Genomic DNA, 17,704 nt, shown 5'->3' on the forward strand with positions numbered 1-17,704 from the left:
CATGAAACCCCTCGCCACCGCCTACAGCCAACGCTTGTTGCGCGGACAAGCCCCGACTTACGAACGACTGCAAGCGCGTTTTGCCGAAGACGGCAGTGCGCTCGATGCCCAGCCGGTAGCCGTGCACTGCGGCTGGGGACGCCTGCTGATCGGGCACACCTTTCCCGACCCGGCCAGCTTGGCCAACGAACTCTTGAATGAGCAAACCGGCGAGCGTGATATCGCCCTGTATGTGGCAGCGCCGCAACAGGTGCTGGCACAGTCGCCCCAGCAGTTGTTTCTCGATCCCTCGGACACCTTGCGCCTGTGGTTTACCGACTACCGTCAGGCCACCCGCGTGTTTCGCGGCTTTCGTATTCGCCGGGCGCAAACCGATGCTGATTGGGATGCCATCAATTCGCTGTACATCGCCCGCAACATGTTGCCGATTGACCCAACGCTGCTGACTGCCCGCCATCAGGGCGGCCCGGTGTACTGGATCGCGGAAGATGAAGACAGCGGCGCGGTGATCGGCAGCGTCATGGGGTTGAATCACCATACCGCCTTTCACGACCCGGAAAACGGCAGCAGCCTGTGGTGCCTGGCGGTCGATCCGCTGTGCCCGCGCCCCGGGGTCGGTGAGGTGCTGGTGCGCCATCTGGTGGAGCATTTCATGAGCCGTGGCCTGAGTTACCTCGACCTGTCGGTGCTGCACGACAACCAGCAGGCGAAGAATCTCTACAGCAAGCTCGGGTTTCGCACCCTCTCGACCTTTGCCATCAAGCGCAAGAATGGCATTAACCAGCCGCTATTTCTCGGCCCAGGCCCTGAAGCCGGGCTCAATCCTTATGCACGGATCCTGGTGGAAGAAGCCTACAAGCGCGGGATCGACGTGCAGATTGATGACGCCTCGGCCGGGCTGTTCACCCTCAGCCACGGCGGACGGCGCATTCGGTGCCGCGAGTCGCTGTCGGACCTGACCAGCGCCATCAGCATGAGTTTGTGTCAGGACAAAAGCCTGACCCACAAGGTGTTGAGTGACGCGGGCCTGAGCTTGCCGACGCAACAACGGGCGGGTGGAGCCGACGATAACCTGGCGTTTCTGGAGCAGCACAGACGCATCGTGGTCAAACCGCTGGACGGCGAGCAAGGCAATGGCGTGGCCGTTGACTTGAGCGATATTGAGCAGGTGCAGCAGGCCATCGAAGCTGCACGAACGTTTGACAGTCGCGTGCTGCTGGAAAGTTTCCACGAAGGCCTCGACCTGCGCATTGTGGTGATCGGCTTTGAAGTGGTGGCCGCCGCTATCAGGCGCCCCGCGCAGGTGGTGGGCGATGGTCACCACAGTATCCTGCAACTGATTGAAGCGCAGAGCCGCCGACGTCAGGCCGCCACCGATGGCGAGAGCCGCATTCCCGTCGATGCTGAAACCGAGCGCACCGTGCAGGCGGCCGGGTATGAGTTCACCCATATTCTGCCAGCCGGGGAAGTGTTGGCTGTGCGCCGCGCCGCTAACCTGCACACCGGCGGGTGCCTGGAAGATGTCACGGACATCTTGCACCCGGTGCTGGCGGATGCCGCGGTGCGTGCCGCTCGGGCGCTGGACATCCCCGTGGTAGGGCTCGACCTGATGGTGCCCGCTGCCGACCAACCCGAGTACGTGTTTATCGAAGCCAATGAGCGGGTCGGGCTGGCCAACCATGAGCCACAACCTACCGCCGAACGCTTTATCGACTTGTTGTTTCCTCACCGTCAGCCTGTGCCGTAGGTCCAGTCGCTGAACATCCCATCAGGCCCCCGTACGCAGCGCGTGCGGTGGGTCTCGCGTCAGGAGTGTTTATGAATCGCACGTTCCCCGAACCCGACCTCGATTACCTGCAACGGGTATTGCTGGAAATGCTAGCCATCCCCAGCCCCACAGGTTTCACCGATACCATCGTGCGCTACGTGGCCGAACGCCTTGAGGAATTGGGTATTCCCTTTGAACTCACCCGGCGCGGCACGTTACGCGCCACCCTCAAGGGGCAGAAAAACAGCCCGGATCGCGCTGTCTCTGCGCACCTGGACACCATTGGCGCCAGCGTACGGGCAATCAAGGACAACGGGCGTCTGGTACTGGCTCCGGTGGGTTGCTGGTCCAGCCGGTTTGCCGAAGGCAGTCGCGTAAGCCTGTTTACCGACAACGGTGTCATCCGCGGCAGTGTGTTGCCCTTGATGGCGTCCGGTCATGCATTCAATACCGGAGTGGATGAACTGCCGATCAGTTGGGACCATATCGAGTTGCGTCTGGACGCCTATTGCGCGACCCGGGCCGATTGCGATTCGCTGGGGGTCAACGTGGGAGACTTTGTCGCCTTCGATCCGTTGCCAGAGTTCACCGAAAGCGGTCATATCAGCGCCCGCCACCTGGATGACAAAGCCGGTGTGGCTGCACTGCTGGCAGCCTTGAAAGCCATTGTGGAAAGTGGCGAGCAGCCGCAAATCGACTGTCACCCGCTGTTCACCATCACCGAAGAGACGGGTAGCGGGGCTGCCGCGGCACTGCCTTGGGACGTGAGTGAGTTTGTCGGCATCGACATTGCCCCGGTCGCCCCAGGCCAGCATTCCAGCGAACACGCCGTGAGCGTCGCAATGCAGGACTCAGGCGGCCCTTATGACTATCACTTGTCGCGGCACTTGTTGCGTCTGGGGGCGGAGAACGAACTGCCTGTGCGTCGGGATATGTTTCGCTACTACTTCAGCGATGCGCACTCGGCGGTCACGGCGGGGCATGACATACGCTGTGCGCTGCTGGCATTTGGCTGTGATGCCACCCACGGCTATGAGCGCACGCACATCGATAGCCTGGCGGCGTTAAGTCGATTACTGGGGGCGTACATGATGAGCCCGCCGGTGTTTGCCAGCGATGCACAACCTGCGCAAGGCTCACTGGACAGGTTCAGTCACCAGCTGGAGCACGACACACAAATGGAAAGCGACACCCGGGTGCCATCGGTTGACAGCCTGGTTGGGGATAACCGGAGCTGAAAAGCATCGCTCACCCCAACCGCCTCCCGCAGGGACAGGGTTGGGGTGGGCGCTCTCAGACGTCGGCCTGCGCCCCTTCAAACCACGCGAGTTTTTCACGCAGCAACACCACTTCGCCGACGATGACCAAGGTGGGCGCATGCACTTCGTGCTCTGCCACCAAGGTGGCCAGATTGGCCAGCGTGCCGGTGAACACCCGCTGATTGGTCGTGGTGCCCTGCTGGATCAACGCTGCCGGGGTATCAGCGGCGCGACCATGTTTGATCAACTGTTCGCAGATGATCGGCAACCCCACCAGCCCCATGTAAAACACCAGGGTTTGCGCCGGGGCGACCAGATCGCTCCAAGGCAAATTGCTGGTGCCATCCTTCAAGTGGCCGGTGACGAATCGAACCGACTGCGCGTAGTCACGGTGGGTCAACGGAATCCCGGCGTAGGCGGCACAACCGCTGGCCGCCGTGATCCCCGGCACCACCTGGAACGGAATTCCATGGGCGGCCAGCTCTTCGATTTCCTCACCGCCGCGCCCAAAGATGAACGGATCGCCACCTTTAAGGCGCACCACACGCTTGCCCTGCTTGGCCAGGTCCACCAGTTGCTGGTTGATCTGATCTTGCGGGACCGCATGTTCGGCACGGCGCTTGCCGACATAAATGCGCTCGGCATCACGGCGGCACAGTTCAAGGATTGCAGGTGCCACCAAGCGGTCGTACAGCACCACATCGGCTTGTTGCATCAAACGCAGTGCGCGGAATGTGAGCAAGTCCGGATCGCCCGGCCCGGCTCCTACCAGGTAAACCTCGCCGGTAGCCAGGGTCGCCTCGCCATTGATTTTGGCCAGCAACAAGCGCTCCGCTTCGCCACCCTGCCCGGCCAACTGGCGATCGGCAATCGGGCCTTGGAACACGTCTTCCCAAAATGCACGTCGCTGTTGCACGTCCGGAAACAGGCCTTTGACCTGCGCCCGAAAACGCGCCGCAAGGCCCGCCAATTGACCGTAGGTCGATGGAATCCAGGTTTCGAGCTTGGCGCGGATCAAGCGGGCCAAGACGGGCGCATCGCCCCCGCTGGACACCGCAATCACTAACGGCGAGCGATCAACGATGGCGGGGAAAATCACGCTGCACAGTGCAGGTGCGTCCACCACATTGACCGGCATGCAACGCCGATGAGCGTCGGCGCTGACTTGGGCATTGAGCGGTTCGTCGTCGGTGGCGGCAATGATCAGCACGCACCCTTCCAGGTCCGCTTCCACATAGCCGCGCAAGACTTGCTCACCACCGCTGCTGTCGATCAACGCGCACAACTGCGGCTCAATGGCGGGTGCAACTACCCGCAATACCGCACCGGCGTCTGCCAGCAGCCGGGACTTGCGCAAGGCAATCTCCCCGCCGCCGACCACCAGGACACGGCTGCCACGCAGGTTATGAAACAGCGGCAGAAACTCCATTTAGCCGATGACCTCGATGCCGCCCATGTAAGGCTTGAGCACGTCCGGTACACGGATCGAGCCGTCTGCCTGCTGGTAGTTTTCCAGCACGGCCACCAGCGTACGGCCTACCGCCAGCCCCGAACCGTTGAGGGTGTGAACCAGCTCCGGCTTGCCGGTTTCCGGGTTACGGAAGCGCGCTTGCATACGACGCGCTTGGAAATCACCACAGTTGGAGCACGACGAGATTTCGCGGTACTTGTCCTGGCTCGGAATCCACACTTCCAGGTCGTAGGTCTTGACCGCACTGAAACCCATGTCGCCTGTGCACAGGGCCAGGGTGCGGTACGGCAGTTCAAGCAGCTGCAACACTTTTTCGGCGTTGCCGACCAGACCTTCCAGCGCATCCATCGACGTGGACGGCTCGACGATCTGCACCATTTCAACCTTGTCGAACTGGTGCTGGCGAATCATGCCGCGGGTATCGCGACCCGACGCCCCGGCTTCGCTGCGGAAGCACGGTGTGTGTGCCACGAACTTGATCGGCAGGTTTTTGTGGTCAACGATTTCGCCAGAGACGATGTTGGTCAACGACACTTCAGCGGTCGGGATCAGGTACAGGTCGGCTTCGCCTTCGCGGCTGATCTTGAACAGGTCTTCTTCGAACTTAGGCAACTGGCCAGTACCCTGCAACGCCGGGGCCTGAACCAGATAAGGCGTGTAGGCCTCTTCATAGCCGTGTTCATTGATGTGCAGGTTCAGCATGAACTGCGCCAGTGCGCGGTGCAGACGGGCAATCGGGCCACGCAGCAAGGCAAAACGGGCGCCAGACAATTTGGCGGCCGTTTCGAAATCCAGCCAGCCGTGTTGCTCGCCGAGCGCGACATGGTCCTTGATCTCGAAATCGAAAGCAGCAGGCGTGCCCCAGCGACGAATCTCGACGTTATCATCTTCGTCCGCGCCTACAGGCACGGAAGCGTCCGGCAGGTTAGGCAAGCTCAGCAGGATCGAGTCCAGTTCAGTCTGAATGGCTTCCAGCTCAACCTTGCCGTTGGCCAGATCGCTGCCCATGGTTTCTACGCTGGCCATCAGCGGCGCGATGTCTTCGCCACGTGCCTTGGCTTGACCGATACTTTTGGAGATCGCATTACGCTCTGCCTGCAGCTTCTCGGTCAGGGTCTGGACTTCTTTGCGCTTGGCTTCGAGCGCATCAATGCGCGCCACGTCCAGCGTGAAGCCTCGGGATGCCAGGCGATCCGCTACGTCCTGAAGGTTGCTACGTAACAGTTTGGAATCGAGCATGTCGGTTTCTCGTTTATCAAAGTTTGGTCAGGGACAGGCCAGCCCAGGTTGCGAGCAGCCCGCCGAATACGCTGAGGGCCGCATAGCCCAGTGCCAGTGGCACCTGCCCGCTTTCCAGCAGGCGCACCGTATCCAGTGAAAAGGATGAAAAAGTGGTCAAGCCACCCAGGAAACCCACCAGCAGTCCGGCGCGGACCTCAATCGGTACTTCCGGGCGGATCAGGAAAAGTCCGTAAAGAATGCCAATCAGCAGGCAGCCCACGATATTAACGGCCAATGTCGCGGTATAGAAGTGCCGCGGCCAATTGGCGTTGATCCAGTTTCCGGTCGCAAAGCGCAATAATGTGCCGGCGACACCGCCGATAGAAACAGCTGCGACCAATGGAATCAAGGTTTTCTCCGCTGCAAGGGGCTGGCACGGTCCAGTGCAGCAAGGTGTTTGAGCTTCTCGCCGATTTTAAGCTCCAGGCCGCGCGGCACCGGTTGATAGAGCGGCAAAGGCGCCAGCTCATCGGGGAAATAATCTTCCCCCGCCGCGTAGGCATCCGGTTCGTCGTGGGCGTAGCGGTACTCGCCGCCATACCCGAGCTGTTTCATCAGCTTGGTCGGCGCATTGCGTAAATGCAGGGGCACTTCCAGCGAGCCATATTCCGACGCACTGCGCAGCGCAGCCTTGAAACCCATATACACCGCGTTGCTTTTAGGCGCGCAGGCCAGGTAGGTAATCGCCTGCGCCACGGCCAGTTCACCCTCGGGGCTGCCGAGACGCTCCTGCACGTCCCAGGCGGCCAGGCACAGGCTCAGGGCCCGCGGATCGGCGTTACCGATGTCTTCACTGGCCATGCGCACCACCCTGCGCGCGATGTACAGCGGGTCGCAGCCGCCATCGATCATCCGCGCAAACCAGTAAAGGGCGCCATCAGGGTTGGAACCACGTACAGATTTGTGCAGGGCCGAGATCTGGTCGTAGAAGGCTTCGCCGCCTTTGTCGAAGCGTCGTTGGGTATCGCCGAGCAGGCTTTGCAGCAAGTCGATACCGATCTCACTGTTGTCCTCGGCCAGGTCTGCGGCGTTTTCCAACAGGTTGAGCAGGCGTCGACCATCTCCATCGGCGGCCCTGAGCAGCACGTGAAAGCCCTCATCACTGAGGGTCAGCCCCCGCTTGCCCAAGCCTTTTTCCTCGGTCAGTGCGCGCTGCACCAGTTTGAGCAATGCCGCTTCATCAAGGCTTTTGAGCACATACACCCGCGCCCGCGAGAGCAGTGCGTTGTTGAGCTCGAAAGACGGGTTTTCCGTAGTGGCGCCAATAAAAATCAGGGTGCCATCTTCCACATAGGGCAGGAACGCGTCCTGCTGCGACTTGTTGAAGCGATGCACTTCATCGACAAACAGAATGGTGCGACGGCCATATTGACCGGCCTGCTGCTTGGCCACTTCCACGGCCTGACGAATCTCTTTGACCCCGGCCAGCACGGCGGAGACCGTTTCAAAGTGTGCATCGGAGACTTGCGCCAGCAACCGCGCCAGCGTGGTTTTGCCCACACCCGGCGGGCCCCAGAAGATCATTGAATGCAGCGCCCCCTGTTCGAGCGCTTCACGCAAGGGCTTGCCGCGCGCCAGCAAATGTTGCTGGCCCACGTACTCATCCAGGTTGGCGGCGCGCAAACGGGCTGCCAGGGGCTGAGCGATTGGTGCACTTCGAAACAGGTCCATCACTGCTTAAACAACCTCACGTGTGTGCTGCGGGCCAATGCCATGGCGGTGCTCACGCCTTCGCGCAAAGGCGGTGACCAAGCGATAACATCGCCTTGAAAACGGCCAGAAAAGTGCGAGCCCCGTGTCACCGCCCCATAGGCACAGTGAGTTATTCCTGAATGACATCAGCGCCTTTAGGCACCACGAACTTGAATTTGCTCTCAGGAATCTCTTTATTCACCTTCACCTCGTTGAACAGGATATTGGTGCGTTGACCGACACTGTCGATTAATTGCATTTCACTGATGTTGCCCTTACGGAAAGACAAACGAAGCGAATCGAACAGGGTGTCTTTGGTTTTAGGTTTCAGGATGAACTCCATGACCTCTCCCTGCGTCTTGGAGCTTACGTCATAACTTTGTTCAATTTTTGAGACGTCTCCCGACAACAGCAAAGCAGGCGTCTGGGTCAAGCGCTCATCCAGCTTCTTGATCGTCGCCTGCTCCAGATCCGGGTCCCAGAGGGTCACTTTCTTGCCATCAGAAATCATGGTCTGTTCTTGAGGCGCATCGGTGTGCCAATAGAACAGCCCCGGACGCTTGACCGACATGTCACCGGTCGTTTCCTGCAATTGGGTGCCGCTGCCATCCAGCGTCAACTGACTGAAACGGGCAGTGATGGTATTGGACTGCCCCAGCAGTTGGCCTAACCGCTTTACATCCTGTTCGCCGGCATGAGCCGTAAGAGAAGACATAGCCAGAACCGGTAGCAACAGCATGCTGACAAAACGCATGAAAACCCTCTTTGATTAGTTAAACCAGGCCCGCGCGTACACCGCGGGCCGATCAGTCGCGTATTGGAGCTGGCGCCAAAACTTCACGCGAGCCATTAGTATTCATTGAGGTTACAACCCCGGCCATTTCCATGGATTCAATCATGCGTGCCGCGCGGTTGTAGCCGATTTTCAATTTTCGCTGAACGGCTGAGATAGAGGCACGACGGCTTTCCAGCACAAACTGGACAGCTTCGTCATACAAGGCGTCGGTTTCCGCATCCTCTCCACCGTCGCCATTTGCGCCTTCAAAGCCGCTGCCCGCTTCTTCCCCCCCGTTGAGGATGTCGTCGTTGTAATCCGGGCTGCCGCGCAGCTTCCAGGCCTCGACCACACGGTGAACTTCTTCGTCGGATACAAACGCGCCATGCACGCGAATCGGCAGGCTGGTTCCCGGTGGCATGTACAGCATGTCACCATGGCCCAAGAGTTGCTCGGCGCCGCCCTGATCGATAATGGTCCGGGAGTCAATCTTGCTCGACACCTGAAACGCCATGCGCGTCGGAATGTTGGCCTTGATCAGACCGGTTATCACATCCACCGAGGGACGCTGGGTCGCAAGAATCAAGTGAATCCCTGCGGCACGGGCTTTCTGCGCGATACGGGCAATCAGCTCCTCCACCTTCTTGCCGACGATCATCATCATGTCGGCAAACTCGTCAACCACCACCACGATGGTCGGCAATTTGGTCAGCAACGGCGCTTCGTCGTGGATGCTTTCGCGCTTGTACAGCGGATCGGTCAACGGTTCGCCAGCCTCTTGGGCATCTTTGATCTTCTGGTTGAAGCCGGCAAGGTTACGCACGCCCATCTTGGCCATCAGCTTGTAGCGACGCTCCATCTCCGCCACGCTCCAGCGCAGAGCGTTGGCGGCGTCTTTCATGTCGGTCACCACCGGGCACAGCAAGTGCGGAATGCCTTCGTAGATCGACAGTTCAAGCATTTTCGGGTCAATCATGATCAGCTTGGCGTCTTCCGGGCCCGACTTGAACAGGATCGACAGGATCATCGCGTTGACACCTACCGACTTACCGGAACCCGTTGTACCGGCCACCAGCAAATGCGGCATTTTCGCCAGATCGGTAATGACCGGCTTACCACCAATGTCATGCCCCAATGCCAAGGCAACGGGCGACTTGGCATTATCAAATTCGGGAGTCGACAGCACCTCGCTGAAGCGCACGATCTGGCGGTCTTCGTTGGGGATCTCGATACCCACGGTGGTTTTACCGGGAATGACTTCAACCACGCGCACGCTGGTTACCGCCAGGGAACGTGCAAGGTCCTTGGCGAGGTTGGCGATGCGGCTGACCTTGACGCCTGCTGCAGGCTGAATTTCATAACGGGTAATCACCGGGCCAGGGTGGATCGAGTCCACCGACACCTCTACGCCAAACTCCTTGAGCTTGATCTCTAGCAAATGCCCCACCGCCGCGAGTGATTCAGGGGAGTAGTTGAGCTGCTTCTTTTCGGCCGGATCAAGAATCGAGATCGGTGGCAACGTGCCCTCAACCGCACTGTCGACAAACAGTGGAACCTGTTTTTCTTTTTGCACGCGTTTGCTGGGTTCCGGCGCCTTGGCGGGTGCAGGGGCAATCACTGCCGGCACATGTTTTTCACGTTCGGACATGTGTTTGCTCAGGGCCTGCTCACGCTCGATCAGGCGTTCCTTGGCCTTGGCTTGCTCGCGCTTGTCGGGAACGCTCGGCGCTACCACTTCATTGACACGGGTATCGACTTCTCGCAATTGCGCGTGCAGTTGCTTGCGCTCGGCGCGGTCCGACCACCAGCGATTGGCGGCGCCCTGGATCAATTCGAACAGATCAAGGGTGATCTTGCCCGTGAGGTCCATCACCTTGAACCACGACAGGTCGGTAAATACGGTCAGACCAAATAGAAACAGAGCAATCAGCAGCAGCGTACTGCCTTGTACATTCAACGCGTTCTTGGCCAGATCGCCCAGGCTTTCACCCAGCGCCCCACCGGCGCCAGCCGGCAGGCCGGAAGCCGAGTGAAAATGAATGTGGGCCAGGGCTGCGCCTGACAGCACCAGAAACACCAGCCCGATCAGGCGCCACGAAAACAGCCAGCCGCTCCACTGCCAGGGCTGATGCCGCTCACGGAAGATCTGATAAGCCTTGACCGCCAGTAGCAGCGGGAAGATATAAGCGAAGTAGCCCAGCACCATGAACAGGATGTCTGCGCTGTAAGAACCGGCAGGCCCGCCGAAGTTCTGCACATCCACCACGCGGCTGTTGTGACTCCAACCGGGATCGTCCTTGCCATAGGTCAGCAAGGCCATCATCAGGAACAGGCAAAGGGCGCCAATCGCAATCAATGCACCTTCCTTGAGCCGGTAGTGCAGTTGCTGACGCCAGAGAGGAACTTCTTTAGGTGCTGCTGTGGATTTCTTCAAAACGCGTGTTTTCCTGCGCCTGTGGCGCGCCCAACAATTGATTGACTGCAAAAATACTGCTCACGGCGAGCAGGTGACAAGTTCAGACATGAAACTGGACTAGCCTTACACACAGCCTTGTACTATTACGTGTTTTTCCATGACCAGCCCGCCATGTAAAACAGTGAATACTGTGCAGCTTAGAACAGCTCAAACAGGCGGGCCATTGTACGGGTTTGCGCCGCCGATGCCATGCTGGCACCCGAGGTTACAGAAATTGTCTTGTAGAACGCCCCAACGCGCCAATTTGAGCATGCATTGCCTTATGTGACAAAGACTTATAACAGGCCCGACACAGCCCCCTGAATTGACTGCCAGATCGACTGAGACCGCACTTGCGCGACAGAGTTGCAGCCGCCCTCCCCTTCTACTGTAAGACTCAATGCCATGCTGACCTGGTTGAAACGCGACTCCCTGACATTCCCGCCCCTGGCCAACGCCATGCGCGAGCCCAATGGTTTACTTGCCGCAGGCGGCGACTTGTCGGCTGACCGCCTGATTCAAGCTTATCGTCATGGGTGTTTTCCGTGGTTTTCCGAGGGCCAGCCCATCTTGTGGTGGTCACCAGACCCTCGCACGGTGCTATTTCCGCAAGAGCTCCATGTTTCACGCAGCCTGGGCAAATTGCTGCGCCAGCAGCGATACACCGTCACCTTCGACCGTGATTTTCGGGCTGTCATCCACGCATGCGCAGCGCCACGCGCCTACGCCGATGGCACCTGGATCACGGACGACATGCAAAACGCTTACATCGAACTTCACGAACGTGGACACGCCCATTCTGTAGAAGTGTGGGAGCACGATGAACTGGTGGGCGGATTATATGGCCTGGCGATGGGCCAACTGTTTTTTGGCGAATCCATGTTCAGCCGCGCAGATAACGCGTCAAAAGCAGGATTTGCCACGCTGGTCAAACAGCTTCAAGCGTGGGGATTTGTCTTGATTGACTGTCAGATGCCTACCCGACATCTCGAAAGCCTCGGTGCGCGGTCAATTCCGCGCGAACAATTCGCCAACTATCTGCATAACCACCTGGATCAACCGACAAGCGCCAAGTGGCCCCGCTAATCAACGCCCGACAATTAAAACTGCCGCACTGGCCGCGGGCGAACAGTCGTGGTTTAACAGGCGAGTTTTCCGAGCTGGCTTACACTTAATTCAAAGATTCACCGAGGGCCGATCATGACCGAGCTGGCGCGTTTGAAGTTTTATGCCACTCAACCTCACGCTTGCAGCTACCTGCACGATGAACAAGCTACGACGCTGTTCCTCGATCCCAGCCAGCCGATGGACGTGCAGGTGTATGCCGACTTGTCCGAAATGGGCTTTCGTCGCAGTGGTGACCACCTTTACCGCCCGCACTGCCTGCGATGCGACGCATGCACAGCGGCACGTATTCCTGTGGCGCTTTTTAACCCGAACCGTCAGCAGAAACGCATTTTCAAGCGCAATGCCGACCTGCACGTGCAAGTGGCCAGGCCGGGCTTCAGTGAAGAACACTTCGACCTGTATCAGCGCTACATCGAGCAGCGCCATGCCGATGGCGACATGTACCCACCGAGTCGCGATCAGTTTTCGACCTTTCTGGTGCGTGATCTGCCATTTTCCAGATTCTATGAGTTCCGGCTGGACGGACGGTTACTGGCGGTGGCCGTGACGGATGTGCTGCCTAACGGCTTGTCTGCGGTTTACACCTTTTATGATCCCGACGAAGAGCGCCGCAGCCTGGGCCGCTATTGCATCCTGTGGCAAATCACCGAGGCGGAGCGCCTTGGACTGGAGGCCGTTTACCTGGGCTACTGGATCAAAAACTGCAAAAAAATGAATTACAAGACCGAATACAGGCCTATTGAACTGCTGATTAACCAAAGATGGAGCACTCTTTACTGAACCCCCTTGGCGTGAACCCCACTTTTCGGGCACAATGCACGCCGCTTTTGCCTGGCGCAGTTGCACCGGGCCATTCACTGGACACCGAGGGCTTTACTGCATGTCGAAAGAAGACAGCTTCGAAATGGAAGGCACTGTCGTCGACACCCTGCCCAACACCATGTTTCGCGTGGAGTTGGAAAATGGGCACGTCGTAACCGCGCATATCTCCGGCAAGATGCGCAAGAACTACATCCGTATTCTTACCGGTGACAAAGTGCGCGTCGAGCTGACGCCCTATGACTTGAGCAAAGGGCGCATCACTTACCGCGCTCGCTAATCAAGTCAATACAAAACGCCCGGTTCTGCCGGGCGTTTTTGTTTGCCCGGGATTTGTCAGCGTCCGCTTACTCCATAAAAAAAGCGCCTTTCGGCGCTTTTTTTATACTTGGCTGCTTTAAGCCATTTCGACAGCCGTTTCAAACTCAAAGGTCAATTCGCCATCTTTCAGGTCGATGTGGACCACACCGCCATGATCGGCCAATTCGCCAAAGAGGATTTCTTCCGCCAGCGGGCGCTTGATCTTGTCCTGAATCAGACGCGCCATCGGACGCGCGCCCATCAGTACATCGTAACCACCCGCTGCCAGCCAGCCCCGCGCTGCATCGGTGACGTCAAGCTGTACGTGTTTGTCTTCCAGCTGCGCCTGAAGCTCGGTAAGGAACTTGTCCACCACACTTTTGATGACCTCGTGACTGAGGCGACCAAATTGAATAATGGTGTCCAGGCGGTTACGGAACTCCGGCGTGAAGCTTTTCTTGATCGCTTCCATGGCATCGGATGAGTGATCCTGGAAGGTGAACCCGATCGAAGCCCGAGATGCTGTCTCAGCCCCTGCGTTAGTGGTCATGATAATGATCACGTTGCGGAAGTCGGCCTTGCGCCCGTTGTTGTCAGTCAGCGTGCCGTGATCCATGACCTGCAGCAGCAGGTTAAAGACTTCAGGGTGCGCCTTCTCGATTTCATCGAGCAGCAACACGCAATGCGGCTGCTTGGTGATTGCCTCCGTCAGCAAACCGCCCTGATCGAAGCCCACGTACCCCGGAGGAGCACCGATCAGACGCGAGACGGTATGGCGTTCCATGTACTCGGACATGTCGAAGCGCACCAGCTCGACACCCAGCGCTTTAGCCAGTTGACGCGCCGCTTCGGTTTTACCCACACCCGTCGGGCCCGCGAACAGGAATGACCCTACCGGTTTGTCAGGTGACTTGAGCCCTGCACGTGACAGCTTGATGGCTGTCGACAACGAATCAATGGCCGCATCCTGACCAAACACGGTCAGCTTCAGGTCACGCTCAAGGTTGCGCAGGAGTTCTTTATCAGAGCTGGAGACATGCTTTGGCGGAATACGGGCGATTTTCGCCACGATGTCTTCGACCTGCTCGACCTCAATACGCTTGACGCGCTTCTCAACCGGCTGCAGACGCTGGTAAGCACCCGCTTCGTCGATGACATCAATGGCTTTGTCCGGCATATGCCGATCATTGATGTAGCGTGACGCCAGCTCGGCTGCGGCACGCAACGATTCGTCGCTGTATTCGATGCTGTGGTGCTGTTCAAAACGCCCCTTCAGCCCGCGCAGAATGCCTATCGTGTCTTCAACCGACGGCTCGGAGACATCCACTTTCTGGAAGCGACGCGCCAGTGCCCGGTCCTTCTCGAAAATACCGCGAAATTCCTGGAAGGTCGTGGAACCAATGCAACGGATATCGCCGGAAGATAACAGGGGCTTGAGCAGGTTGGACGCGTCCATCACGCCACCCGATGCAGCGCCAGCACCAATGATGGTGTGGATCTCATCGATAAACAGGATCGCTTGAGGGCGCTTCTTCAGCTCACCCAGCAACGCCTTGAAACGCTTCTCGAAGTCGCCACGGTATTTGGTGCCAGCCAGCAATGCACCAAGGTCCAGCGAATAGACGATGCTATTGGCCAGCAAGTCCGGAACCTGATTATCAACAATACGTTTAGCCAGGCCTTCAGCAATCGCGGTTTTACCCACACCGGCCTCGCCAACCAGCAACGGGTTGTTTTTGCGACGTCGGGCCAGAATTTGAGCCACACGCTCAACTTCATGCTCACGACCAACCAACGGATCGATACGGCCCTGGCGGGCCAGTTCGTTCAAGTTGCTGGCATAGGCGTCCAGCGGATTGCTTGAAGAAGAGGACTCGCCCCCTTCCTCGTCTTGCATGTCTTGCTCGCCGTCAGAATGCTCGCCATGGCCCGGCACCTTGGAGATGCCGTGCGCGATGAAATTCACCACATCAATACGGGCAACACTTTGCTGCTTGAGCAGGAAGACAGCCTGGCTTTCCTGCTCGCTGAAAATGGCCACCAGCACGTTGGCGCCCGTGACTTCGCGCTTGCCGGAGCTTTGGACATGGAACACCGCACGCTGCAAGACCCGCTGAAAACCGAGCGTAGGCTGGGTTTCACGGTCTTCATCGTGAACGGGGATCAGGGGCGTTGTGGAATCAATAAACTCTTGCAGGTCATGCTTGAGTTTGTCGAGGTTTGCGCCGCAGGCGCGTAGAACGGTTGCGGCTGCCTCATTATCTAAAAGCGCAAGAAGGAGGTGCTCTACCGTCATGAATTCATGACGCTTGGAGCGGGCTTCCTTGAAGGCAAGATTGAGGGTGACTTCGAGCTCGCGGTTTAACATGGCTTCACCTCATACCCAAGTGGTCGGCGTTAACCGTCCTTCTCGATTTCACAGAGTAGCGGATGCTGGCTTTCGCGTGCGTACTGGTTTACCTGCATGGCCTTGGTCTCGGCGATGTCGCGGGTAAAGATGCCGCACACTGCCCGTCCTTCTGTATGAACGGCCAGCATGACCTTGGTCGCCAATTCGCGATTCAAGTTAAAAAACACCTCAAGTACTTCGACGACGAAATCCATGGGTGTGTAGTCATCGTTGAACAAAACCACCTTGTACATCGGCGGCGCCTGAAGTGCGGGCTTAGCCTCTTGCACAGCCAAGCCAGCGGAGTCGTCGTCATCAAAATCGGGTCGATCCTGATTGAATGTTAGTCGAATCTGGCTGATTGCATGCATGGAAAGAAAGGTTCGTCGTTGTGCGGTTACAGTGATGGAGGCAGGCGCGTCAAATTTCAACAGCGCCGCCGCGTGACCTTGACTATCGGTAAAACGGTGTTACAACCATTGGTACCCAATGTGGGGAGTAAAGGTCCGCACAGTCAACCACTTTCAGGGTCGATGTGCGAGTGAACTGGATGATACTCCAGTGATGGAGTCGTTTGCAGCAGAGGGATATGAGTATGCAAGGCACGGTCAAGTGGTTCAACAATGCCAAAGGCTTCGGCTTTATCAACACGGACGCCAAGGAAGGCAAAGATGAACAAGGAGACAAGATCGACTTTTTCGCTCACTTTTCAGCCATTGACATGGACGGCTACAAGACGCTTAAAGCGGGCCAGCCAGTCAATTTCGAAATCATTCAAGGCCCCAAAGGCCTGCATGCAGTGAATATTACCAGCACCAAAGTCGCCCCTGCCGCGACCGCCATAGAGGCCAATAGCCTCTCGGTCTGACCCGCCGATCCCACAGTCAGCGCCAAAAAAAGGCCGATTCACTCACGTGAGTCGGCCTTTTCTGTTACTGCAATGCTTACATATGCGCAATCAGCGCATCGCCAAAACCTGAAGACGACACCAGCTTGGCGCCTTCCATCAGGCGCTCGAAGTCGTAAGTGACGGTTTTGGCCGAGATCGCACCATTGGTGCCCTTGATGATCAGGTCGGCCGCTTCGGTCCAGCCCATGTGCCGCAGCATCATTTCAGCCGACAGAATGAGTGATCCGGGGTTGACCTGATCCTTGCCCGCGTATTTGGGCGCCGTGCCGTGAGTCGCTTCGAACATGGCAATGGTGTCGGACAGGTTTGCACCTGGCGCAATGCCAATACCGCCGACTTCAGCAGCAAGCGCATCGGACAGATAATCGCCATTGAGATTGAGCGTGGCGATCACATCATACTCTGCTGGCCGCAGCAGAATCTGCTGAAGCATAGCGTCGGCAATGGCGTCCTTGACGATGACATTGCGCCCCGTTTTCGGGTTCTTGAATTGCATCCACGGCCCGCCGTCGAGCAAGGTTGCGCCGAACTCTTGAGCCGCCACTTCATAGGCCCATTCCTTGAAAGCACCTTCGGTGAATTTCATGATGTTGCCTTTGTGCACGATGGTCAGCGACTCGCGGTCGTTATCCACGACATATTGCAAGGCTTTACGCGCCAGACGCTTGGTGCCCTCTTTGGAAACTGGCTTGACGCCAATACCGCAATCCTGATCGAAACGGATTTTGGTCACGCCCATTTCTTCTTTCAGGAACTTGATGACTTTATTGGCTTCGGGCGAACCGGCCTTCCATTCGATGCCGGCATAAATGTCTTCAGAGTTCTCGCGGAAGATGGTCATGTCCACATCACCCGGCTTTTTGACCGGACTGGGCACGCCTTCGAACCAACGCACCGGGCGCAGGCAGACATACAGATCGAGTTGCTGGCGAAGAGCCACGTTCAGCGATCGAATACCGCCACCGACCGGCGTGGTCAGCGGCCCCTTGATCGACACAACGTATTCCTTGACGGCATCCAGTGTTTCCTGTGGTAGCCAGGTGTCCTGATCGTAAACCTGAGTCGCCTTCTCGCCTGCATACACCTCCATCCAGGAGATTTTACGCTTGCCGCCGTAGGCCTTGTTCACGGCAGCATCCACTACTTTGATCATGACCGGGCTGATGTCGACACCAATGCCATCACCCTCGATGTAAGGAATGATCGGGTTATCGGGCACGTTCAGGGAGTGGTCTGCGTTGACGGTGATTTTTTCACCTGCGGCTGGAACCTTGATCTTGTTGTATCCCATGCTGAACTCCATATGTGGGTTTAACATCTATGCCGCTCTCGAGCGTAACCCAGTTGAATGGGCACGCAAACCGAATGTTCTACATACCCGGTTACATGCCTGCCACAGCGCCCCTGACAACCCCGGATACAAAGGGCCTGGCGACAAAACACAGGGCGATATGCGA

General features: G+C 57.9%; 15 protein-coding genes. 6 read left to right on the forward strand and 9 right to left on the reverse strand.

Going from position 1 to position 17,704, the window contains the following annotated elements; genetic code table 11:
* Position 1: 1 nt before the first annotated feature.
* Together ngg and CJF39_RS06110 are read left to right on the forward strand one after the other, a co-directional pair.
* Positions 2-1,747 (forward strand): N-acetylglutaminylglutamine synthetase, encoded by a 1,746-nt coding sequence (gene ngg, locus CJF39_RS06105; RefSeq protein WP_094992600.1) that lies wholly within the window; start codon positions 2-4, stop codon positions 1,745-1,747.
* Between the two features lie 71 nt (positions 1,748-1,818).
* Entirely contained in the window at positions 1,819-3,006 is a 1,188-nt protein-coding gene (locus CJF39_RS06110; protein WP_094992601.1) for an osmoprotectant NAGGN system M42 family peptidase, read from the forward strand.
* 55 nt (positions 3,007-3,061) lie between these two features.
* Here CJF39_RS06110 and cysG read toward each other — a convergent pair whose 3' ends face one another.
* The 6 genes from cysG to CJF39_RS06140 all read right to left on the reverse strand — a co-directional run bounded on the left by cysG (position 3,062) and on the right by CJF39_RS06140 (position 10,680).
* On the reverse strand, positions 3,062-4,456 hold the full coding sequence (gene cysG, locus CJF39_RS06115) for a siroheme synthase CysG (protein WP_094992602.1): 1,395 nt from the start codon (positions 4,454-4,456) through the stop codon (positions 3,062-3,064).
* Positions 4,457-5,737 carry a serine--tRNA ligase gene (serS, locus tag CJF39_RS06120; protein ID WP_094992603.1) on the reverse strand — a complete coding sequence of 427 codons (1,281 nt, stop codon included), beginning with the start codon at positions 5,735-5,737 and terminating at the stop codon, positions 4,457-4,459.
* Positions 5,738-5,753: 16 nt separating this feature from the next.
* Positions 5,754-6,128: a fluoride efflux transporter CrcB gene (crcB, locus tag CJF39_RS06125; RefSeq protein ID WP_047274335.1), complete on the reverse strand. Its 375-nt coding sequence runs from the start codon at positions 6,126-6,128 to the stop codon at positions 5,754-5,756.
* Positions 6,125-7,450 carry a replication-associated recombination protein A gene (locus tag CJF39_RS06130; RefSeq protein WP_094992604.1) on the reverse strand — a complete coding sequence of 442 codons (1,326 nt, stop codon included), beginning with the start codon at positions 7,448-7,450 and terminating at the stop codon, positions 6,125-6,127. The genes crcB and CJF39_RS06130 overlap by 4 nt, the downstream gene beginning before the upstream one ends.
* Positions 7,451-7,601: 151 nt before the next feature.
* Positions 7,602-8,225, reverse strand: a complete 624-nt coding sequence (gene lolA, locus CJF39_RS06135; protein ID WP_094992605.1) for an outer membrane lipoprotein chaperone LolA — start codon at positions 8,223-8,225, stop codon at positions 7,602-7,604.
* A 52-nt stretch (positions 8,226-8,277) separates the two neighbouring features.
* Complete coding sequence (locus CJF39_RS06140; RefSeq protein WP_094992606.1) at positions 8,278-10,680, reverse strand: DNA translocase FtsK; 2,403 nt, start codon at positions 10,678-10,680, stop codon at positions 8,278-8,280.
* A gap of 426 nt (positions 10,681-11,106) precedes the next feature.
* Here CJF39_RS06140 and aat point away from each other — a divergent pair, with 426 nt between their 5' ends.
* From aat to infA, 3 genes are all read left to right on the forward strand, one after another.
* Positions 11,107-11,787 carry a leucyl/phenylalanyl-tRNA--protein transferase gene (gene aat / locus CJF39_RS06145; RefSeq protein WP_094992607.1) on the forward strand — a complete coding sequence of 227 codons (681 nt, stop codon included), beginning with the start codon at positions 11,107-11,109 and terminating at the stop codon, positions 11,785-11,787.
* Positions 11,788-11,901: 114 nt separating this feature from the next.
* Positions 11,902-12,609, forward strand: a complete 708-nt coding sequence (locus CJF39_RS06150; RefSeq protein WP_094992608.1) for an arginyltransferase — start codon at positions 11,902-11,904, stop codon at positions 12,607-12,609.
* 100 nt (positions 12,610-12,709) lie between these two features.
* Positions 12,710-12,928, forward strand: coding sequence for a translation initiation factor IF-1 (gene infA, locus CJF39_RS06155; protein ID WP_002553999.1), 219 nt, complete (start codon positions 12,710-12,712; stop codon positions 12,926-12,928).
* Between the two features lie 117 nt (positions 12,929-13,045).
* Here the strand turns inward: infA and clpA are convergent, their stop codons facing one another.
* Together clpA and clpS are read right to left on the reverse strand one after the other, a co-directional pair.
* Positions 13,046-15,316 (reverse strand): ATP-dependent Clp protease ATP-binding subunit ClpA, encoded by a 2,271-nt coding sequence (gene clpA, locus CJF39_RS06160; protein WP_094992609.1) that lies wholly within the window; start codon positions 15,314-15,316, stop codon positions 13,046-13,048.
* A gap of 29 nt (positions 15,317-15,345) precedes the next feature.
* On the reverse strand, positions 15,346-15,708 hold the full coding sequence (gene clpS, locus CJF39_RS06165; protein WP_047274327.1) for an ATP-dependent Clp protease adapter ClpS: 363 nt from the start codon (positions 15,706-15,708) through the stop codon (positions 15,346-15,348).
* Between the two features lie 224 nt (positions 15,709-15,932).
* Between clpS and CJF39_RS06170 the strand changes: the two genes are divergently transcribed.
* Positions 15,933-16,205 carry a cold shock domain-containing protein gene (locus CJF39_RS06170; RefSeq protein WP_141232167.1) on the forward strand — a complete coding sequence of 91 codons (273 nt, stop codon included), beginning with the start codon at positions 15,933-15,935 and terminating at the stop codon, positions 16,203-16,205.
* Between the two features lie 76 nt (positions 16,206-16,281).
* Here CJF39_RS06170 and icd read toward each other — a convergent pair whose 3' ends face one another.
* On the reverse strand, positions 16,282-17,538 hold the full coding sequence (icd, locus tag CJF39_RS06175; RefSeq protein WP_094992611.1) for an NADP-dependent isocitrate dehydrogenase: 1,257 nt from the start codon (positions 17,536-17,538) through the stop codon (positions 16,282-16,284).
* Positions 17,539-17,704 lie beyond the last annotated feature (166 nt).

It is taken from the genome of Pseudomonas lundensis, assembly GCF_002269125.1.
Taxonomy (GTDB): Bacteria; Pseudomonadota; Gammaproteobacteria; order Pseudomonadales; family Pseudomonadaceae; genus Aquipseudomonas; species Aquipseudomonas lundensis_A.